The sequence below is a fragment of the Streptomyces sp. 3-6 genome (assembly GCF_056323165.1).
This window is the reverse complement of the sequence record NZ_JBWHZP010000003.1, coordinates 201,673-221,933: the sequence shown is the minus strand read 5'-3', so window position 1 is coordinate 221,933 and position 20,261 is coordinate 201,673. Positions and strand designations below refer to the sequence as shown.

Here is a 20,261-nt window from a genome sequence, read left to right as displayed (position 1 = left end):
CACCGTCTCTTCCAACAGAACCCAACGTACCAAAACACAACCCCTCAGACCTGCTCAACATCACAATCAAACAAAGACCACCATCAGAAGTGTTCATTTTCTGAACGCAGAGGCGTAGGTTCCGCCCCGTATCGGTTCGCGCAACGAAGCGAGTACTCATGCACACCCCCACATCCCCCGCCCTGCTCGCCGCCGAGCTGCGGCTGCCGACGAACTGGCTCGACTACACGATCCTCGGGATCTACTTCGTGGTCGTCCTCGGCATCGGCTTCGCCGCCCGCCACTCGGTGAAGACCAGCCTGGACTTCTTCCTCTCCGGACGGTCCCTGCCCGCCTGGATCACCGGCCTGGCGTTCATCGCCGCCAACCTGGGCGCCACCGAGATCCTCGGCATGGCCGCCAACAGCGCGCAGTACGGCGTCTACACCACGCACTGGTACTGGATCGGCGCCATCCCCGCCATGGTCTTCCTGGGCCTGGTGATGATGCCCTTCTACTACGGCAGCAAGGTCCGCTCGGTCCCCGAGTTCCTGCTGCTGCGCTTCGACAAGGGCGCCCACCTGCTCAGCGCGATCCTCTTCGCGGCCGCCGCGATCCTGATCGCCGGGGTGAACCTCTACGCCCTCGCCATCGTCGTGGAGGCCCTGCTGGGCTGGCCCCAGTGGGTGTCCATCGTCGTCGCCGGGTTCTTCGTGCTCGCCTACATCACCCTCGGCGGCCTCTCCTCGGCCATCTACAACGAGGTGCTGCAGTTCTTCGTCATCCTCGCCGCGCTCATCCCGATCACCGTGCTCGGACTGAAGAGCGTCGGCGGCTGGGACGGCCTGTCCGACTCCCTCACCGCGGCACGCGGCGACAACTTCATGACCGCCTGGGGCGGCACCGGCATCGGCAGCGACAACCCGCTGGGCGCCAACTGGCTGACCATCGTGCTCGGCCTCGGCTTCGTCCTCTCCTTCGGCTACTGGACGACCAACTTCGCCGAGGTGCAGCGCGCGCTGTCCGCGAAGAACCTCTCGGCGGCCCAGCGCACCCCGCTCATCGCCGCCTTCCCGAAGATCTTCATCGTCTTCCTGGTGATGATCCCGGGCCTGGTCGCCGCCGTCCTGGTCCCGAAGATCGGCACCGCCGGGTCGGACCTGCAGTACAACGACGCGATCCCCTACCTGATGCAGCAACTCCTGCCCAACGGCGTGCTCGGCATCGCGGTGACCGGTCTGCTGGCCGCGTTCATGGCGGGCATGGCGGCGAACGTGTCCTCGTTCAACACCGTCTTCACCGCCGACATCTGGCACCGGTACGTGGTCAAGGACCGCGAGGACGCCTACTACGTCCGCTTCGGCCGCCTGATCACCGCCATCGGGGTGCTCGCGTCCATCGGCACGGCCTTCCTGGCGTCCTCGTTCTCCAACATCATGGCCTACCTCCAGACGCTGTTCTCCTTCTTCAACGTGCCGATGTTCGTGGTGTTCATCATCGGCATGTTCTGGAAGCGCGCGTCGATGAAGTCCGGCTTCTGGGGACTGCTCGCCGGCACCACCGCCGCGATGGTGAACTACTTCGTGTTCTACAAGCAGGGCGTCATCGGCATCCCCACCGACCAGGGGGCCAACTTCGTCTCCGCGATCGCCGGCTTCGTCGCCGGCGGCGTGGTCATGGTGGCGGTGTCCCTCTTCACCGCGCCGAAGCCGGCCGCGGACCTGGAGGGCCTCGTCTACGGCACCCGTTCCCCGGGCATGGCGGAACCGCCGGCCGAGGGCGACGACGCCTGGTACCGCAAGCCCGCCCTGCTCGGCTGGGGCGCGGTGATCCTGGCCGCCGCCTGCTACATCCCGTTCTCGTTCTGATCACGTCCCGGCCGGGAAGGCGATCACGCCCGACCGGGGAGATGGAGAGACCATGTCCGAGCACTACTCCGACCGTGACCTGCAGCGGGAGATCTCCGAGCTGGAGGCCAAATCCACCACGGCCGCCCGCCTCTTCGACATCCGCCGCATCATCGGCGTCCTGTTCGTCGTGTACGGGATCATCGTCACGATCGCGGGCATCGTGGCGTCCGACGAGGACATCGACAAGGCGGAGGGCGTCAACATCAACCTGTGGACGGGGCTGGGGATGCTCGTCCTGGGCCTGCTGTTCCTGCTCTGGCTGAAGCTGCGGCCCACCGCCCCGCCCCCGCCGGACGTCCTGACGGACGACGACGGCACGCCCGACGGGACACCCGGCGGTGACCGGGGGGCCGGTGGGGCCGGCGGCCCCGGTGGACCCGGCGACTCCGGGAAGGGCTGAGCCGGCTCGTCGCGAGGGCGGGGCCGGCGGCGGACACGCCGGACCGGGCCCCGCCGTCGCCCTGCGGGGCCCGCCTCGCCGCGCGAGTCCCGCCTCACGGTGCGGGTCCCGCCTCGCCGTACGGGTCCCATATCGCGGTGCGCGTACCGCCTCGCCGTACGGGTCCCATATCGCGGTGCGCGTACCGCCTCGCCGTACGACTCCCGCCTCACGGTGGGAGTCCCGCCTCGCCGCGCGGGCCGACGGCCCGCCCCCGGCCGGTCGGCGGTGGCCGCTCACGGCTCCCGGGTCGGTGGGACGGCGGGACGCAGCGGTCCGGCCCGGTCCAGCAGGCCGGTGCGGGCCGCCAGTGCCGCCGCCTCCAGCCGGGAGCCCACCCCCAGCTTCATCAGGACCCGCTGGACGTGCGTCCGGGCCGTCGACGGGGCGATGCCCATGCCCGCCGCGATCTGCCGGGTGTCCTCGCCCTCCGCGACCCGGACCAGCACCTCCACCTCGCGCGGGGTCAGCATCCGCAGCAGCCGCTGCCCCTCGTCGTCCGGCTGCGCCGCCGGGTGGAGCAGTTCCCCGAACGCCCCCTGGAGCAGTTGCGGCGCCACCGCGGCCTCCCCGGCGCGCGCCTTCATGATCGCGCGCTCGACCGTCTCGATGCGCTCGTCGTGCCGCACGTAGCCGGACGCCCCGGACGCGAACGCCGCCGCGATCCCGCGCGGACTGGGCACCGGGCCCAGCACCAGCACCGCCACCTGCGGCCGTTCCCGCTTGATCTTCACCACCGGGTCGAAGATGCCCGGCTCGGCCGGTGCCGCCGTGCCCAGCACGCACACCTCCGGCGCCCGGCTGATCACCAGGTCCGCGGCCCCCGCCACGGGCGCCGCCGCGGCCAGCACCCGGTGCCCCCGCAGCTTCAGCGCCGAGGCCAGCGCCTCCGCCAGCAAGCGGTGGTCGTCGACCACCATCAGCCGCACTGCCATCCCACAACCCCCCACGTCCCCCACCGGACACCCACGCACACCCGCGACGCCCCCGCGCCCATCCCCTGGATGCCCCCGGAAGCTACACGCTTGTTCGACGTCGCGCTCCCCCTACCGGCGAGAATCGCCCCGGATCACCGAAATTCTCTCATTCGCAGGCGAAGGGCACCGGATGCGCGGTACGCGCACGGCCCCGCCCCTGAGCGGGGACGGGGCCGTGGGGGCGGAGGACCGGAACCGATCAGCCGGTTCCGAACGCGACCACCAGGTATTCCTTCCTGCTGCTCTCGTAGTCACTGGCGAACACGGCCGACATGTAGAGCCGTCCGTCCGCGAACAGGATCTCCGAGTACTCGGGCAGCATGCCCGTCTCGGCGTCGCGCACCGCCTTGTCCGCCGGGTTGCGCAGTAGCGTCGTCGACTTGAAGGAGCCGCCGTCGATGCTGACGATCTCGCCGCCCTTGTCGTACGGGGGCCGCTTGTAGGCGATGATGTTGGCGCCGTCCATGCGCAGCGGGGTCAGCGTGTAGCCGTCGCCCGCGTCGGCCCGCTCGCCGGTCTGCTTGCCGGTGGCCAGGTCGAAGGCGACGACCTCGTTGGTGTCGCTGTACTCGCCGCTTCCCTCGTGCTCCTCGGTCGCGATGTACAGCTTGTCCTTGCCGACGGCGAGCCCGGAGCACTTCTCGATCTTGGTGATGCCGTCGCAGCGGGCCGCGTAGTCGTCGCCGGGGGCGGAGATGCGGGCGCGCAGCTTGCCGGTCTTGTTGTCGACGGAGAAGAAGTCCGAGATGCCGCTGCCGTCGCCGGCCGAGTCGCCGACGTCGGCGGCCACGACCAGCGGGTCGGTGGACACCACGCTCGCGTACTCGATGCCCTCGCTCATCTTGTACTCGGTGACCACCTTGCCGGACTTGGGGTCGATGGTCTGGATGTGCAGCTGGCGCTGCGAGTACGGGCCGCACTTGCGCACGGCGACGAGCTTCGGGCCGCCTCCGTAGCCGGAGTCGTAGCAGGAGTCGGACGGCTTGGGCGCCCACCGCTGCTTGCCGTCGCTGATGTCCCAGGCGGCGCCGCCGCTGGTGCTGCCCGCGGCGACGGTGTCACCGCTGACGGTGACGTTGTTGAAGCTGATCGGCCGGGTGCCCGCCTTGGCGGTCTTGCTCCACAGCTCCTTGCCCTCGTCCAGGTCGATCGCCGCGACCTCGGTGCAGGACTGCGGCTCGGACTTGGTGGGCATCTCGGGCTTGTAGACGATCGCCGTCCTGTTGTCCTCGGTGGCGTGCTTGCTGGCCTCGCACACCGGACCGGGCAGCTCGATGGTCCACAGCTTGGTGCCCTTGTCGCGGTCGTAGCCGACGATCTCGGCGATGCCGCTCTTGGCGTACACCGTGTCGGTGAGCCAGGAGCCGGCGGTGACGATGGTGCTGCTGTCCTTGGGCGGCTTCGGCGACGGCACCTGGAACAGGACCTTGGAGGCGGGGTCGTCCGGGGCCTTCTCGGCGGAACCGGAGGTGCCGCCGCTCGTGCCGCCGGTGTCGCCGCCCTTGTCGTCCTCGCCGGCCTTGCCGTCCCGGTCGCCGCCGTCGTCCGCGGTGGTCTGCTTGTCGTCGTCCTTGACGTTCGCGTAGAGCACGCCGCCGCCGATGATCAGGGCGATGGCCGTGACCGCTGCGACGATGATCGCCAGCTGGGCGTTGACCTTGCGGCCGCCGCCCGGCGGCTGGGCCTGCGGCTGCATCGGCACGGTGGCGTGCGGGTAGCCGTAGCCGGGCTGACCGTACGGGCCGGGCTGCTGCGGCTGGCCGTAGGGCGTGGTCTGGCCGTAGCCGGCCGGCGGGGTCGGGTGCCCGTACGGGTTCGGCTGCCCGCCCGGGTAGCCGTAACCGGCCGGGGGCTGCTGCGGGTAGCCGTAACCGGGGCCCTGCGGAGGCGTCGGCGGGCCGGCCGGGGGCGGGGCCTGCGGGTAGCCGTAGCCGGGCTCGGGGGCCTGGGCCTTGGTGAGGTCCGGGCCGGCCGGGGCGGCGGGCGGCTGCGCCGGCGGGGCGGGCCGGGCGGCCGACTGGTCCGGCTGCTGCGGGGGCTGTGCCTGCTCCGGCTGCTCCGGCTGCGGGGCGTCCGCGGACGCTTCCGGTCGCGCCTGCGCGGAGGGCTGCTGGTCCGGCTGCGGCGCGGGGTCCTGCGGCGGGCCGAATCCCGGCTGCTGCGGGGGCTCGTTGGGCGGCTGGGGCGGCTGGGTCATGACGGGAACACCTCGGTGACGGGGACGGGCGACGGGGAAGTGACCGGACGGAGCGAGGGCGCCGGCCGCCGTCGGCCGACGCTCCTCACCGCTGTCACGCGCCTCACTTGCCGTAGGCGAGCATCAGCTTCTCCTTCGCGTCGTCATTGCCGGACAGCCGCGTGGTCGAGATGTAGAAGCGCCCGTCGACCCAGTCGACGGTCTTGTTGAAGAAGCCGTTCTCGATCCGTGCGACGCCCTGCGGGTTCTGCATCAGCTTGACCGGCTTGTGGCTGCTGCCGGTCAGGGGGATGGACACGACCTGGCCGCCCGCGTCGTAGGACGGGTCCACGTAGGCGATGAGCTTGCCGCCCTCGACCTTGACGGGCCGCATGGGCTCGGCCACGGGGGACTTCACCCGCCACTTCTCCTTGCCGGTGGCCAGGCTGACGGCGACGATCTCGTTGGCCCCGGTGCGGGCCTCGGTGGGCAGGTAGAGCGTGTCGGCGTCGGCGGCGACGCCCTCGCAGCCCTCCAGGTTCCGGGCGAGGATGGCCCAGCCGCACTGGGGGGCGAAGTCCTCGTCGAAGCCGACCTGGGAACGGAACTTCCCGGTGGACGTGAAGGTGGAGATGTTCCACGCCTTCTTGTCGTTGTTGGTGCTGTAGATGACCACCGGGTCGACGGAGTAGGCGCGCGAGATGCGCCAGCCCTTGTCGAACTTCTGGGTCCACTTCACCTTGCCGGTCTTCGGGTCCAGCTCGCGCAGCTGGTCGTGCGCGTTCTTGCCGCCGGCGCCGCACGAGGCGACCTGGAGCAGCTTCTCGCCGCCCGCGAAGGCGGTCGGGAAGCAGGCGTCGCCGTACTTCTTGCTGTCGAACAGCTTCTTGCCGCTGTTGACGTCGTACGCGGTGCCGGACTGCGAGCGGCCCACCATGAGGGTGTCGCCCGCCAGGGACATCTCGATGGAGGTGGCGCTGTCGAACAGGGCGCCGTCGGCGACCTCCTCGGACCAGCCCTTCTTGCCGGTCCTCAGGTCGACCTGCTGGAGCTGGTTGCACTTGGCGCGGCTGCTGCTGCCGCTCATGGAGGCCACGACGATCTTGTCGTCGTCCGTGGTGCCCTTGGTGACGGCGCAGATCTTCTCCGGGAAGGTCAGCGCCTCCCAGGCGGGGCTGCCGTCGGCGACCTTGTACGCGAACAGCTGCTTGTAGGCGGCCTTCACCGCCGTGTCGCCGGTGATCCACATGCCGGGGGCCTCGGCGCCGGAACCGGGGGCGTCGGGCGCCTCCTTGTACCAGAGCACCTTGGACTCGCCCGCCTGGCGGCCCTCGTTGAGATCCTCGGGGTCGGAGCCGCCGTCGCCGCTGCCGTCGCCGGGGTTGACCGGGTCGTCGGAGGCGGTGGGCTTCGGGTCGTCGCTCTTGCCGGCGACGGGCTTCTTGTCCTTGCCGCCGTCGTCACCGCCGACCAGGGCCCAGGTGGTGCCGCCGGCGACGAGCAGCGCCGCCACCGCGGCGGCGACGATCATGGCCGGTTTTCCCTTGAACGGGTTGCGCGAACCGCCCCCGCCGGGCGGGGTGCCGGGCGCCCCGGGGAACTGCGGCTGCGGGTAGCCGTAGCCGGGCTGGCCGTAGGGGCCGGGCTGCTGCGGCTGGCCGTAGGGGCCCTGCTGGTAGGGCCCGGGGGCGTAGGGACCGGGCTGCTGCCCGTAGGGGCCCGCCTGCTGCGGGGGCTGCTGCGGGTAGCCGTACCCGGGCTGCGGCGCACCGGACGGCGGTCCCTGCGGGGGCGGCGGCGTGGCGGGCTGCCCCGGCGGGGGCGGCGGCGTCCCGGGCGGGCCGAAGCCCCCTGCGGACTGCGGATCCTGCGGCGCTCCGAAGCCACCCTGCGGCGGCTGGTTGGGCGGCTGAGACATCAGCGCGTTCCCCCTTACTCACTGATTTTTAGCCACGCCCTGAGGTAGCGATGAACCCAGAGTCGTATTCAGACGTTTCTCAGACGGGCCCTTTCTATCACCCGGCACCGACACGTCACCGGGCCGCGTCCGCCCCTGTTCCCAAGGGAGGACCGGCCCGTGATGCCCCCGTTACGCGCCTTCACCGCCCCTTCACGACTCGCGCGCCCGTGCGCGCGCCCCGGGGCGCGCGGTCAGGCGTCCTCGGCGAGTTCCAGCCACCGCAGCTCCAGCTCCTCGCGCTGACCAGTCAGTTCCCGCAGCTCGGCGTCGAGTTCGGCCACTTTCGCGAAGTCGGTGGCGTGCTCGGCGATGGCCGCGTGCAGCGCGGTCTCCCGCTCGGACACCTTGTCCAGCCGGCGTTCGATCTTCTGCAGTTCCTTCTTGGCGGCGCGCTGGTCGGCGGCGCTGCGCTCCGGCGCCGTGGCCGGGGTCACGGCGGCCGGGGCGGCCGGCGCCGAGGCGGCGGCGGCCTCCTCCATCCGCCTGCGGCGCTCCAGGTACTCGTCGATGCCGCGCGGCAGCATCCGCAGGGTGCCGTCACCGAGGAGGGCGAAGACGCGGTCGGTGGTGCGCTCGATGAAGAACCGGTCGTGGGAGATGACGATCATCGAGCCGGGCCAGCCGTCGAGGAGGTCCTCCAGCTGGGTGAGGGTCTCGATGTCGAGGTCGTTGGTGGGCTCGTCGAGGAAGAGCACGTTGGGCTCGTCCATGAGCAGCCGCAGCAGCTGCAGGCGGCGCCGCTCACCGCCGGACAGGTCCCCGACGGGCGTCCACTGCTTCTCCTTGCCGAAGCCGAAGGTCTCGCACAGCTGCCCGGCGGTCATCTCGCGCCCCTTGCCGAGGTCGACGCGCTCGCGCACCTGCTGCACGGCCTGCAGGACCCGCCAGGTGGGGTCGAGTTCGGCGACCTCCTGGGAGAGGTAGGCCAGCTTGACGGTCCTGCCGACGCGGATGCTGCCGCCGGCGGGCTGCACGGTGCCCTCGCTGCGGGCGGCCTCGGTGAGCGCGCGCAGCAGGGACGTCTTGCCGGCGCCGTTGACGCCGACCAGGCCGACGCGGTCGCCGGGGCCGAGCTGCCAGGTGACGTGCTGGAGAAGCACCTTCGGTCCGGCCTGGACGGTGACGTCCTCCAGGTCGAAGACCGTCTTTCCCAGCCGTGAGGAGGCGAACTTCATCAGCTCGCCGGTGTCCCGGGGCGGGGGCACGTCCTTGATCAGCTCGTTGGCGGCCTCCACCCGGAAGCGCGGCTTCGACGTCCGCGCGGGGGCGCCACGGCGCAGCCAGGCCAGCTCCTTGCGGACCAGGTTCTGCCGCTTGGCCTCCTCGGTGGCGGCGATGCGCTCGCGTTCGGCGCGCGCGAAGACGTAGTCGGAGTAGCCGCCCTCGTACTCGTACACGTCGCCGCGCTGCACGTCCCACATGCGGGTGCAGACCTGGTCGAGGAACCAGCGGTCGTGGGTGACGCAGACGAGCGCGGAGCGGCGGGCGCGCAGGTGCTCGGCGAGCCAGGCGATGCCCTCCACGTCGAGGTGGTTGGTGGGCTCGTCGAGGACGATCAGATCCTGCTCCTCGATGAGCAGCTTGGCCAGCGCGATGCGCCGCCGCTCGCCGCCGGACAGCGGGCCGATGACGGTGTCCAGGCCCTTGGGGAAGCCGGGCAGGTCCAGCCCGCCGAACAGTCCGGTCAGCACGTCCCGGACCTTGGCGTTGCCGGCCCACTCGTGGTCGGCCAGGTCGCCGATGACCTCGTGGCGGACGGTGGCGGCGGGGTCGAGGGAGTCGTACTGGGTGAGCACGCCGATGCGCAGCCCGCCGGAGTGCGTCACCCGGCCGGTGTCGGCCTCCTCCAGCTTGGCGAGCATCCGGATGAGGGTGGTCTTGCCGTCTCCGTTGCGTCCGACGACCCCGATCCGGTCCCCTTCGGAGACGCCGAGCGACACCCCGTCGAGCAGCGCACGGGTGCCGTACACCTTGCTCACGTTCTCGACATTGACCAGGTTGACGGCCATTTCTCTCCTGCCCGGTGGATCGATCAGCTTTCCAGCGTAGGGCCTGGCGGGGGACGCTCCGCGCACGAGGTGACCGTCACTCGGTGTCATGACGTGATCGGAAAGAGGCGACTGCCTGGCGACTGCCTTGGTATCGGCAGCAGGACCCCGTCCAGGGGAGGAACCATGATCGACCTGACCGCCATGGACGCGCTCTGAGCCGCTCCCTCTCAGAGAACCGTCGCCCCGGGTACCGGTCCCGCCGCCGTGCGCACCGTGCGGCAGGTGTCCGAAGTGCGCAGCGCGTCGGCGATCGACTCCGCCGTGTCCGCGTCCCGCGCCAGGAACGCCGTGGTCGGCCCCGACCCCGAGACCAGCGAGGCCGCCGCTCCCGCCGCGTGCCCGGCCGCCAGCGTGTCGGCCAGTTCCGGGAACAGCGACAGCGCGGCCGGCTGGAGGTCGTTGGAGACGGCGGCGGCGAGCGCGTCGACGTCCCCCTTGGCGAGGGCGGCGAGCAGGTCCTGCGAGGCGGTGGGCTCGGGGATGTCCCGGCCCTCCGCCAGGCGGTCGAACTCGCGGAACACCGCCGGGGTGGACAGCCCGCGCGGGGCCATCGCGAACACCCAGTGGAAGGTGCCCCCGACCTCCAACTCCGTCAGCCGCTCGCCCCGCCCGGTCCCGAGGGCGGCCCCGCCGACCAGGCTGAACGGCACGTCGCTGCCCAACTCGGCGCAGATGCCGAGGAGTTCCTCGCGCGAGGCGCCCGTGCCCCACAGCGCGTCGCAGGCGAGCAGCGCGCCCGCGCCGTCCGCGCTGCCGCCCGCCATGCCGCCGGCGACGGGGATGTCCTTGGCGATGTGCAGGTGCACGTCGGCCGGGCGGCCGTAGCGCTCGGCGAGGGCGAGGGCGGCCCGGGCGGCCAGGTTGGTGCGGTCCAGGGGGACCTCGCCGGCGTCGGTGCCGGCGCAGGTCACGCGCGGGCCGCCGGGCGACTCGGTGGCGGTGACCTCGTCGTACAGGCCGACGGCGAGGAAGACGTTGGCCAGGTCGTGGAAGCCGTCGGGCCGGGCCGCGCCGACCGCGAGCTGGACGTTGACCTTGGCGGGGACACGGACGGTGACGCCTGCGCTCACGCGGCGGACTCCTTGCTCGGGGCGTGTTCGGCGATCCGCGCGAACTCCTCGACGGTCAGCGACTCCCCGCGCGCCTGCGGGGACACCCCGGCCGCGACCAGGGCGGCCTCGGCCGCCGCGGCAGAACCGGCCCACCCGGCGAGCGCGGCCCGCAGGGTCTTGCGGCGCTGCGCGAAGGCCGCGTCGACGACGGCGAAGACCTCGCGCCGGGAGGCGGTGGTCCTCGGCGGCTCGGCGCGGCGGACCAGGGACACCAGCCCGCTGTCGACGTTGGGCGCGGGCCAGAAGACGGTCCGCCCGATGGCGCCCGCCCGCTTGACCTCCGCGTACCAGTTGGCCTTGACCGAGGGCACGCCGTACACCTTCGAGCCGGGCGCGGCGGCGAGCCGGTCGGCGACCTCGGACTGGACCATGACGAGGGTGCGCTCGATGCTCGGGAACGTCTCCAGCATGTGCAGCAGCACCGGCACGGCGACGTTGTAGGGGAGGTTGGCGACCAGCGCCGTCGGAGCGGGACCGGGCAGCTCGGTGACGTGCATCGCGTCGGAGTGGACCAGCGCGAACCGGTCGGCGCGCTCGGGCATCCGGGCCTCGACGGTGGCGGGCAGGGCGGCGGCCAGGACGTCGTCGATCTCGACGGCGGTGACCCGGTCGGCGGCCTCCAGCAGCGCCAGGGTGAGCGAACCGAGCCCCGGGCCGACCTCGACGACCACGTCGTCGGGGCGCACCTCGGCGGTGCGGACGATGCGGCGGACGGTGTTGGCGTCGATGACGAAGTTCTGGCCGCGCTGCTTGGTCGGCCGTACACCGAGGGCCGCCGCGAGGTCGCGGACGTCGGCGGGGCCCAGGAGGGCGTCGGGGGTGGGGCTGGTCACGGGACAAGGGTACGGGGCGCCGGGACCGCCCCGGTCACGCGCGGGGACCGGGGCGGCGGCGGGGACGGGGGCGGGCCGGGGGTGCGCGGCGCACGGCACGGGGCGGGGGTGCGCGGCGGTGGCCGGGTGTGCGCGGCGCGGGAGGCCGACGGCCCACGGCCGGCTGTCGGCTGTCGGCTGTCGGGGCCCGCGGGCGTTCAGTCGAGCAGCCGGGGGCCGCAGTGCGGCCACGGGCTGGTGCCGCTGCGGGCGTACAGCTGCTGCGCGCGGTACGTCTGCTCCTCGGCCGGCGCGTCCTGGGGCCGGCCCCGGCCGCCCAGGCTCTGCCAGGTCCGGGTGTCGAACTGGTACAGCCCGCCGTACGTCCCGGAGGCGTCCACCGCGTCGGGCCGGCCGCCGGACTCGCAGAGCGCCAGCCTGTGCCAGGCGAGCCGTCCGGCCGGGGCGGGTGCCGGGCCGGTGCCGACCCGCACCTGCTGCGGGCGGGGTGCGCGGACCACCTCGGCGTGCAGCCTGCGCGGCTTCTGCCGGACCCCGTTGACCGTGCGGAGCGCGTACGTGACCCGGCGGACGCCCGGCCGGCCGGGCCGGTCGACGACCTCGGTGCCGCGCGGCAGGGAGCGGTCCTCGACCCGCACCTCGTCGAACGGGACGAGTTCGTCGCGGACCTCCCGGCCGTCGGTGATCCGCAGCACGGTGACCGTCTGGCCGTCGCGCGGGAAGCTGTCGGGGTCGACCGAGAGGGTGTCCTGGCCGCGCAGCCCGACCCCGGCCCGGTCGACGGCCTCGCGCACCGTCGCCGCGTCGGTGCGGATGGTGCGGGCCCGCCCGTCCGCCATGACCGTCACGGTCCGTTCGGTGCGCACCTCCAGGGCGAGGCCCTCCCGCCCGATCCGGCGGGAGCGCGAGGTGGACAGGCGGGCGCCCTCCGCGCGCACCCCGAGCTCGCGCAGCGCCCCCTCGACGGTGTCGGCGGTGGTCCACACCTCCCGGCGGCGGCCGTCCAGGGTGAGCACCAGGGGCCGGCCGTGGCGGACCTCGACCTCGTCGCCGTGGCCGAGTCCGGTGCCGGGCCCGGGGGTCACCACGTCGTGCGGGCCGACCCGTACGCCTTCCTCGGCGAGGAGTTCGGTGACGTCGTCGGCGAAGGTGTGCAGGGTGCGGGTCCGGCCGTCGACGTCGAGCCGGACCGCCTTGTCCTCGGCGACGAAGGCGGCCGTGCCCCCGGCCAGGAACGCGACGACGAGCGCCCGCGGCAACAGGCGGCGCAGGCTGTCCGCCCGGTCGGCGCAGCGGGCGCGGCGCCGGTGCGAGGAGCGGGGGCCGGGGGTGGGGCCGGGACTGCGAAGGGGGCCGGGGCCGGGGTTCGTGTCGGGTGCGGCACCGGGGCCGGGGGCGGTGTCGGCACCGGCGTCGGGCACGGTCTCGGACCAGGCGCCGGCAGCGGCCCCGGCTCCCGTGTCGGGAACGGTCCCGGACCAGGCGCCGGCGGCGGCCCCCGCCCCGGAGTCGAGCACGGTGGGCGGGCCGAACGGCGGCGGCCCGCCGGGGAGGCCGTACCCGACGGTCTCCGCGAGGTGCAGGGCGTCCCCGGGGATCGTCCGAGGGGCCGCGCCGTGCGCGGGGTGCGTCTCGAACCGCGCGTTGCTCACGCCGACACGCTCCAGGGTCAGAGGGCTCCGGTCGAACTCCCGCAACGTAGCCGAGCGCCGGTCACTCTCCCAAGCGACGCGACCACGGAACGTGTGCGCGAGGGCCGCTCCTCGATCGCCCGGTCAGTAGTCGAACGCGCGTGCCGTGTTGGCGCCGAGCGCGGCCGCCATCGTGTCCTCGTCGATCCCCCGTACGGCCGCCATGGCCCGCACGGTCACCGGCACCAGGTAGGGGGCGTTGGGCCGCCCCCGGTGGGGCACCGGGGTGAGGAAGGGGGCGTCGGTCTCGACCAGCACCAGGTCTAGCGGGGCGACGGCGAGGGCGTCGCGCAGGTTCTGGGCGTTCTTGAAGGTGACGTTGCCGGCGAAGGACATGAAGTACCCCGCGCGGGCGCAGATCCGCGCCATCTCCGCGTCCCCCGAGTAGCAGTGGAAGACGGTGCGCTCGGGGGCGCCCTCCTCCTTCAGCACGCGCAGGACGTCGGCGTGGGCGTCACGGTCGTGGATCACCAGGGTCTTGCCGTGCCGCTTGGCGATCTCGATGTGGGCGCGGAAGGACCGCTCCTGGGCCTCCTTGCCCTCCGGTCCGGTCCTGAAGTGGTCCAGCCCCGTCTCGCCGACGCCCTTGACCTGCGGCAGCGCGGCCAGCCGGTCGATCTCGGCGAGCGCCTCGTCCAGCGCCGCGTCGCCGCCGGGTGACCGCGCGCCCTGCCGGGACCAGCCGTCGGGGTCGCCGTGGACGATGCGCGGTGCCTCGTTGGGGTGGAGGGCCACGGTGGCGTGCACCGCGTCGTGCGCCGCCGCCGTCTCCGCCGCCCAGCGGGAGCCGTTGACGTCGCAGCCGACCTGCACGACCGTCTCCACGCCCACCGAGGCGGCCTTGGCGAGCGCCTCGTCCACGGTCCCGGACTGCATGTCGAGGTGGGTGTGGGAGTCCGCGACCGGCACCCGCAGCGGTTCGGGGAGCGGCGGGGCGGCGTTCTTGTCGGTGGCGTCGGCAGGCATGCCCCGATCCTACGGAAGGGCGCGCAGGTGCCGTCCGGGCCTCAGTCGGCGCCCCGGCTCGTCCGCAGTCGGCTCCCCGGCCGGGGTCTCAGTGGGCGCCCTGGCTCGGCCTCAGTGGGCGCTCCGGCCCGGCCTCAGTGAGCGCCCCGCAGGGAGCGCAGCAGGCCGGCCAGGTGCCAGGAGTGCTGCAGGTGCTCCCGGCGACGGGGTCCGGTGTCCGGCACCTCGGCGGGGCCGTCGGCCGGCGTCCGGGGGCCGACGGGGGCGGTCGTCCGGGGGCCGGTGCTCCGGGCGGAGGCGACGCGGGCGGACGCGACCCGGCCGGGGGGCAGGATCCGCACCAGGTGACCACCGCAGTTGCCGCACGTCGGCCGCCTCAGCGGAGAGGGCACGACGGCGCCGTTCGCGACGTAGACGAGCAGGTCCGCGCCGTCGGCCCGGGTGTGGTGCTCGATCTCGTACGTCTCCTCCCAGCCGAACCCGCACCGCATGCAGGCGAAGGAGTACGACTCGTTGACGACGGCGGTGGCACCTGCGCGCAGCCCGTGCGGCTGCCCTGCGTTCCCTGTCATGCCCGCTCCTGTCGGTCCGCTCGAGGGCCGGATCCGTTCCTGTCTCCAGTGGACTCCTCGGCGGCCCCGGAGGCACCCGGCCTGTGAACTGTTGGGAGCGATTTGGGCGTTCCTTGCCGGAACGACCGGTCCCCTTGGCCCGTCCGTGGGGCGACGGGGAGAAAACCGTGGGACGGGCGGCCCACCGGGCTGCCGGGGGTCATCGTCGGCTGCGGCCGGCCGCGAGTCACGGTCGGCCGCGGGCGGCCCGGGAGTCACCGCCGTTCGCGGACGGCCCGGGAGTCACGAGCGGCCCCGGGGTCACCGCTGTCCGCGGGCAGCCCGAAGGCACCGTCGTTCGCGGGCGGCCCCCCGGGCAGCCGGGAGTCACCGTCGGCTGCGGGCGGCCGCGAGTCACGGTCGGCCGCGGGCAGCCGGGAGTCACCGCCGTCCGCGCGCGGCCCCGCACCCCTGGGACGGACGACCGGCGGTCACCCGTCCGCCCGCTTGGCCGCCACCACCGCGTCGAACACCTCGCGCTTCGGCAGGCCCGCCTCCACCGCCACCGCCGCGATCGCCTCCTTGCGCCGCTCGCCGGCCTCCTCCCGCACCCGCACCCGGCGCACCAGCTCGTCGGCGTCCACGTCCCCGGGCCCCGGCTCGGGCGCCCCCTCCACGACGACGGTGATCTCGCCGCGCACGCCCTCGGCGGCCCACGCGGCCAGTTCGGCCAGCGGGCCGCGCCGGACCTCCTCGTAGGTCTTGGTCAGCTCGCGGCAGACGGCGGCCCGGCGGTCCGCGCCGAACACCTCGGCCATCGCGGCGAGGGTGTCGTCGAGGCGGTGCGGGGCCTCGAAGTAGACGAGGGTGCGCCGCTCCCCGGCGGCCTCCCGCAGCCGGCCCAGCCGCTCGCCGGCCTTGCGCGGCAGGAACCCCTCGAAGCAGAACCGGTCGACCGGCAGCCCCGACAGGGCGAGCGCGGTCAGCACGGCCGACGGCCCGGGCACCGCGGTGACCCGCACGTCCCGCTCGACGGCCGCGGCGACCAGCCGGTAGCCGGGGTCGGACACCGACGGCATGCCCGCGTCCGTCACCAGCAGCACGCGCGCCCCGCCCGTCAGCTCCTCGACCAGCTCGGGCGTGCGGGCGGACTCGTTGCCCTCGAAGTACGACACGACGCGCCCCCGGGGCGTGACGCCGAGCGCCTGGGTCAGCCGCCGCAGCCGCCGGGTGTCCTCGGCGGCGACGACGTCGGCGGCGGCGAGCTCCTCGGCGAGCCGGGGCGGGGCGTCGGAGACGTCGCCGATGGGAGTGCCTGCGAGTACGAGGGTTCCGGTCACTCCCCCATCCTCCCAGGGCCCGGCGCGGCCGGAGCCGGGCGACGGGACTCGCACCGCACGGTTCCCTACGATGGCGCGGTGACCAGTACCGCGTCCTCCACGGACACCCGGCAGGAGCAGGCGCCGCACGAGCAGCGGCCGTCGTGGCAGCACCGGCTGCGCCGTTTCGGCTACACGGCGTCGGGGCCCAGAGGCGACGTCCGCGACCAACTGGTCCCGCCGTACACCGAGCCCTCCGGGCGGCTCTGGTCGTCGCTGGGCGTGCCGCCGGACCGGGCACAGCGCCTCGTGCGCTGGTCGGGATGGGGCGGCCCGCTGCTGGTCACGCTGCTGGCGGGCGTCCTGCGGTTCTGGAACCTGGGCAGCCCCCGGGGCGTGATATTCGACGAGACGTACTACGCCAAGGACGCGTGGGCGCTGGTCCACCGCGGCTTCGAGGTCAACTGGGCGAAGAACGCCAACAGCCAGGTCCTGTCGTCCGGCGGGGACCTGCCCATCCCGACCGACGCGTCCTACGTGGTGCATCCGCCGGTCGGCAAGTACGTCATCGGGCTCGGCGAACTGATCTTCGGCTTCGACCCGTTCGGCTGGCGGTTCATGACCGCGCTGCTCGGCACGCTGTCGGTGCTGATGCTCTGCCGGATCGGGCGCCGGCTGTTCCGGTCCACGTTCCTGGGCTGCCTCGCGGGCGCGCTGATGGCCGTGGACGGGCTGCACTTCGTGATGAGCCGGACCGCGCTGCTCGACGGCGTGCTGATGTTCTTCGTGCTGGCCGCGTTCGGCTGCCTGCTCCTCGACCGGGACCGGGCCCGGGCGAAGCTCGCCGCCGCACTGCCCGTCGACGGGGACGGCCGGGTCCGCCCGAACGCCCGGATCGCCGAGGACACCCGGATCGGCTTCCGGCCGTGGCGGCTGGCGGCGGGGCTGATGCTGGGCCTCGCGATCGGCACGAAGTGGAACGGCCTGTACGTGATGGCCGCGTTCTGCGTGATGGCGGTGCTGTGGGACGTCGGCATGCGCAAGGTCGGGGGCGCCCACCACCCCTACCGGGCGGTGGTCCGCCGCGACCTGGGCTGGGCCTTCCTGTCGACGGTGCCGGTCGCCGTCGTCACCTACGTCGTCTCCTGGACCGGCTGGATCCTCTCCCCGTCCGACGGCACCGGCGGCTACTACCGCGACTGGGCGGTCAAGGACGGCCGCGACAGCGACTGGTCCTGGCTGTTCCCCGACTGGTGGCGCAGCCTGTGGCACTACGAGGCCCAGGTCTACGAGTTCCACGTCGGCCTGTCCTCGCCGCACACCTACGAGTCCAACCCGTGGAGCTGGCTGGTCACCGGCCGCCCGGTCTCCTACTTCTACGAGTCCCCGGCCCCCGGCACCGACGGCTGCCCGGCCGACGCGGCCGAGAAGTGCGCCCGCGAGGTCCTGGCGATCGGCACCCCGGTGCTGTGGTGGGTGGCCTGCCTGGCCCTCCTCTACGTCCTGTGGCGCTGGTTCTTCCGCCGCGACTGGCGCGCGGGCGCCATCGCCTGCGGCGTCGCCGCCGGCTACCTGCCCTGGTTCCTCTACCAGGAGCGCACCATCTTCTACTTCTACGCCATCGTCTTCCTGCCCTTCCTGTGCCTGGCCGTCGCCATGCTCCTGGGCGCCCTCGTCGGCCCACCCCGCTCCACCGACACCCGCCGCGTCGCGGGCGCCACGGCGGCGGGCGTGCTGACACTGCTGATCGCCTGGAATTTCATCTACTTCTGGCCCCTCTACACCGGCCAGGCCATCCCCATCGACGACTGGCGGGCACGGATGTGGCTGGACACGTGGGTGTGACTGCACCGGTGACCGGGCCGCTCCGACCCGTGCATCCCGCGGCGGCTGCCCGTGCCGGCGCGTCGTTCCGCGGCCTCGGCCTCTGCGACGAGGTGTGCCAGGCCGTCAGAACCCTTTCCGGTCCACTCGGTTCCGGGTGAGCCGCGTCGCGGTTGTGTGGAGGTGCTGCTGTGACAGCGCGTGCGCCCATGCCGGATCCGTCGGACAAGGACGCCGTCCGCGAGTGGATGAGGCGGATCCGGAACAGCCGCACCCACGGCGGACAGGAAGGACCGTCGACGCCGGAGGAGTTCTCCGCGCTCCAGCGCCGTCGGCTCCTGAGCGCCCTCGGGGAACCGCCGGAACCCGACCGGTGCCGGCACGACGTGGCCCGGGCGGTGAGCCCGCCGGACATCTGCGCACGCTGCTCGACGAGGCGGTGAACAAGGTCCGCGACATCGTCGACCTCTCGGATGGCACCGGCACGTCCGACGACCTGACGGCCCGCGAACCACCCCTTCCTCTTCGGCCACCGAACGGAAACAGTGGCGCCCCCGTCACGCACCGTGCGTAGAGTGCCAGGGCAGCGGGCCTCATGGACATGCCCACACGGCGTGGGGGGACCGGTGGGGAGGGGAGTCGCCCGATGGGCAAGGGGGTCAAGGTCGCCGTCGTCGGTGGGGTGTTCACGGCGATGGTCGGCGCGGCCGGGTACGGCGCGTACACCTTCGTGTCGGCGGTCGGCGGTGACGGCGGGCCGGGGACGTCGGCGGCGGCGCCGAGGTCGGGGCCGCCGGACGGGGCCGAGGTGAAGAAGGCGTCCGGCGCGTTCTTCGCGGCCTGGGAGAAGGGCGAGGCGGCGCAGGCGGCGGCGCTGACCGACAACGCGCAGGAGGCCGGCGCGCTGCTGGAGGCGTACGGGGAGGACGCCCGGATATCCGGGGTGAGGATCTCCCCGGGGAAGCCCGCCGGGACCACCGTGCCCTTCCGGGTCCGGGCGACCGTGACGTTCGAGGGAAGGTCGGCACCGCTGGAGTACGCGAGCGAACTGACGGTGGTGCGGGGGAAGTCGACCGGGCGGGCGCTGGTGGACTGGGAGCCGTCGGTGGTCCATCCGGACCTGCAGGAGGGCGACACCCTGATCACCGGGGAGTCGGAGCAGCCGCCCATCGAGGCGGTGGGCCGGAACGGCACGGTGCTCACGAAGGCCGACCACCCGTCGCTGGGCCCGATCCTCGCCACCCTGCGCGAGAAGTACGGCGACAAGGCGGGCGGCACCCCCGGTGTCGAGCTGGTGATCCGGCACGCCGGGGACGCCTCGGGCGGGACGCCCGCCGACACCCCGCTGGTGACCCTGAGGAAGGGCACGGCGGGCAAGCTCCGTACGACGCTCAGCGCGGCGGTGCAGGCGGCGGCGGAGAAGGCGGTGAAGCAGCACGCCGACGCCTCCGTGGTGGCCGTACGGCCGAGCACCGGCGAGGTGCTGGCCGTGGCCAACCACCGCGCGGACGGGTTCAACGCGGCCTTCCAGGGCCAGGTCGCCCCCGGCTCCACCATGAAGATCATCACGGCGGCCATGCTCATCGACCACGGCGTGACCACGATGAACGGCCCGGCGCCCTGCCCCGCCACCGCGACCTGGCAGAGCCAGACCTTCAAGAACATCACCGGGCTGCGGCCGAACGAGAACGCCACGCTCGCCGACAGCTTCCTGCGCTCCTGCAACACCGCCTTCATCAAGCTGATCGACGAGAAGCCGCTCACCGACGCCTCCCTCACCCGGGAGGCGCAGAACCGGTTCGGGCTGGGCCGGGACGACTGGACGACCGGCATCGCCTCCTTCGACGGCCGGGTCCCGGCGTCGGGCGGCCCGGACCGGGCGGCGAACGCCATCGGTCAGGGCCAGGTGCAGATGAACCCGCTGACCATGGCCTCGGTGACGGCCACCGCCATCACCGGCACCTTCCGGCAGCCGTACCTGGTCTCCCCCCGGCTGGACGGGCGCCGACTGGCGCGGGCCGAGGGCCTGTCGGCCGGGACCGCCGCCCAGCTCAAGCAGATGATGCGGCTCACCGCCACGCAGGGCACCGGGCAGAAGGCGATGGCCGGGCTCAGCGGTGACATCGGGGCGAAGACGGGCTCCGCGGAAGTCGACGGCAACGCCACGTCCGACAGCTGGTTCACCGGTTTCCGGGGCGACGTCGCGGCGGCGGCCATGGCCCAGCAGGGCGGGAACGGCGGCGACGCGGCCGGTCCGATTGTCGCAGCCGTGCTACGAGCGGCGGGCTGAGCGGGCCGGTCCCGCGCGGGGACTCTAGGGTGGGGCCGTCGTGTGTGCACTGGTCCGTCACGACGGCCACCAGGAGACGTCCTGGCGCACCCGAGCCCGGGCGGCGCGATGCCACGGGCCGGTGCCGGACACACACCCCAGGGGCTGCGGGGGGCCCGGCGAGCAGCGGAGGAACGGACAGCA

Annotated in this window: 14 protein-coding genes; 4 read left to right on the top strand and 10 right to left on the bottom strand. The window is 73.3% G+C overall.

Features of this window, described 5'->3' with window-relative positions:
* The first annotated feature begins 158 nt into the window (after positions 1-158).
* Positions 159-1,847 carry a sodium:solute symporter family protein gene (locus tag AC02VZ_RS07055; RefSeq protein WP_432057453.1) on the top strand — a complete coding sequence of 563 codons (1,689 nt, stop codon included), beginning with the start codon at positions 159-161 and terminating at the stop codon, positions 1,845-1,847.
* Between the two features lie 52 nt (positions 1,848-1,899).
* Positions 1,900-2,289, top strand: coding sequence for a hypothetical protein (locus AC02VZ_RS07050; protein ID WP_476474853.1), 390 nt, complete (start codon positions 1,900-1,902; stop codon positions 2,287-2,289).
* Positions 2,290-2,564: 275 nt separating this feature from the next.
* On the opposite strand, the gene AC02VZ_RS07045 is transcribed toward AC02VZ_RS07050, so the two are convergent.
* The 10 genes from AC02VZ_RS07045 to rsmI all read right to left on the bottom strand — a co-directional run bounded on the left by AC02VZ_RS07045 (position 2,565) and on the right by rsmI (position 15,985).
* On the bottom strand, positions 2,565-3,263 hold the full coding sequence (locus AC02VZ_RS07045) for a helix-turn-helix transcriptional regulator (RefSeq protein ID WP_476474852.1): 699 nt from the start codon (positions 3,261-3,263) through the stop codon (positions 2,565-2,567).
* Between the two features lie 241 nt (positions 3,264-3,504).
* A complete protein-coding gene (locus tag AC02VZ_RS07040; protein WP_476474851.1) occupies positions 3,505-5,502 on the bottom strand; it encodes an outer membrane protein assembly factor BamB family protein in 1,998 nt (665 codons plus the stop codon).
* A gap of 103 nt (positions 5,503-5,605) precedes the next feature.
* Complete coding sequence (locus AC02VZ_RS07035; RefSeq protein ID WP_476474850.1) at positions 5,606-7,399, bottom strand: outer membrane protein assembly factor BamB family protein; 1,794 nt, start codon at positions 7,397-7,399, stop codon at positions 5,606-5,608.
* 233 nt (positions 7,400-7,632) lie between these two features.
* Complete coding sequence (locus AC02VZ_RS07030; protein ID WP_476474849.1) at positions 7,633-9,450, bottom strand: ABC-F family ATP-binding cassette domain-containing protein; 1,818 nt, start codon at positions 9,448-9,450, stop codon at positions 7,633-7,635.
* Positions 9,451-9,659: 209 nt separating this feature from the next.
* Entirely contained in the window at positions 9,660-10,562 is a 903-nt protein-coding gene (locus AC02VZ_RS07025) for a 4-(cytidine 5'-diphospho)-2-C-methyl-D-erythritol kinase (protein ID WP_432057447.1), read from the bottom strand.
* Entirely contained in the window at positions 10,559-11,437 is an 879-nt protein-coding gene (rsmA, locus tag AC02VZ_RS07020) for a 16S rRNA (adenine(1518)-N(6)/adenine(1519)-N(6))-dimethyltransferase RsmA (protein ID WP_432057446.1), read from the bottom strand. The genes AC02VZ_RS07025 and rsmA overlap by 4 nt, the downstream gene beginning before the upstream one ends.
* A gap of 197 nt (positions 11,438-11,634) precedes the next feature.
* Complete coding sequence (locus AC02VZ_RS07015; RefSeq protein ID WP_476474848.1) at positions 11,635-13,089, bottom strand: ubiquitin-like domain-containing protein; 1,455 nt, start codon at positions 13,087-13,089, stop codon at positions 11,635-11,637.
* 123 nt (positions 13,090-13,212) lie between these two features.
* On the bottom strand, positions 13,213-14,094 hold the full coding sequence (locus AC02VZ_RS07010) for a TatD family hydrolase (RefSeq protein ID WP_476474847.1): 882 nt from the start codon (positions 14,092-14,094) through the stop codon (positions 13,213-13,215).
* Positions 14,095-14,228: 134 nt separating this feature from the next.
* Positions 14,229-14,666: a hypothetical protein gene (locus AC02VZ_RS07005; RefSeq protein WP_476474846.1), complete on the bottom strand. Its 438-nt coding sequence runs from the start codon at positions 14,664-14,666 to the stop codon at positions 14,229-14,231.
* 470 nt (positions 14,667-15,136) lie between these two features.
* Positions 15,137-15,985: a 16S rRNA (cytidine(1402)-2'-O)-methyltransferase gene (gene rsmI / locus AC02VZ_RS07000; protein ID WP_476474845.1), complete on the bottom strand. Its 849-nt coding sequence runs from the start codon at positions 15,983-15,985 to the stop codon at positions 15,137-15,139.
* A gap of 78 nt (positions 15,986-16,063) precedes the next feature.
* On the opposite strand from rsmI, the gene AC02VZ_RS06995 reads away from it, so the two are divergent.
* The gene (locus AC02VZ_RS06995; protein ID WP_476474844.1) at positions 16,064-17,809 is read left to right on the top strand and encodes a dolichyl-phosphate-mannose--protein mannosyltransferase; all 1,746 of its coding nucleotides are present in this window, start codon (positions 16,064-16,066) and stop codon (positions 17,807-17,809) included.
* 625 nt (positions 17,810-18,434) lie between these two features.
* Positions 18,435-20,078 carry a penicillin-binding transpeptidase domain-containing protein gene (locus AC02VZ_RS06990; protein ID WP_476474843.1) on the top strand — a complete coding sequence of 548 codons (1,644 nt, stop codon included), beginning with the start codon at positions 18,435-18,437 and terminating at the stop codon, positions 20,076-20,078.
* Positions 20,079-20,261: the final 183 nt, after the last annotated feature.

Bases quoted from the DNA above. Each gene is read 5' to 3' on its own strand.
- AC02VZ_RS07030 (WP_476474849.1), bottom strand. From the start codon at position 9,450: ATGGCCGTCAACCTGGTCAATGTCGAGAACGTGAGCAAGGTGTACGGC.
- AC02VZ_RS07045 (WP_476474852.1), bottom strand. From the start codon at position 3,263: ATGGCAGTGCGGCTGATGGTGGTCGACGACCACCGCTTGCTGGCGGAG.
- AC02VZ_RS07050 (WP_476474853.1), top strand. From the start codon at position 1,900: ATGTCCGAGCACTACTCCGACCGTGACCTGCAGCGGGAGATCTCCGAG.
- AC02VZ_RS07010 (WP_476474847.1), bottom strand. From the start codon at position 14,094: ATGCCTGCCGACGCCACCGACAAGAACGCCGCCCCGCCGCTCCCCGAA.
- AC02VZ_RS07055 (WP_432057453.1), top strand. From the start codon at position 159: ATGCACACCCCCACATCCCCCGCCCTGCTCGCCGCCGAGCTGCGGCTG.
- AC02VZ_RS07035 (WP_476474850.1), bottom strand. From the start codon at position 7,399: ATGTCTCAGCCGCCCAACCAGCCGCCGCAGGGTGGCTTCGGAGCGCCG.
- AC02VZ_RS06990 (WP_476474843.1), top strand. From the start codon at position 18,435: ATGGGCAAGGGGGTCAAGGTCGCCGTCGTCGGTGGGGTGTTCACGGCG.
- AC02VZ_RS07005 (WP_476474846.1), bottom strand. From the start codon at position 14,666: ATGACAGGGAACGCAGGGCAGCCGCACGGGCTGCGCGCAGGTGCCACC.
- AC02VZ_RS07040 (WP_476474851.1), bottom strand. From the start codon at position 5,502: ATGACCCAGCCGCCCCAGCCGCCCAACGAGCCCCCGCAGCAGCCGGGA.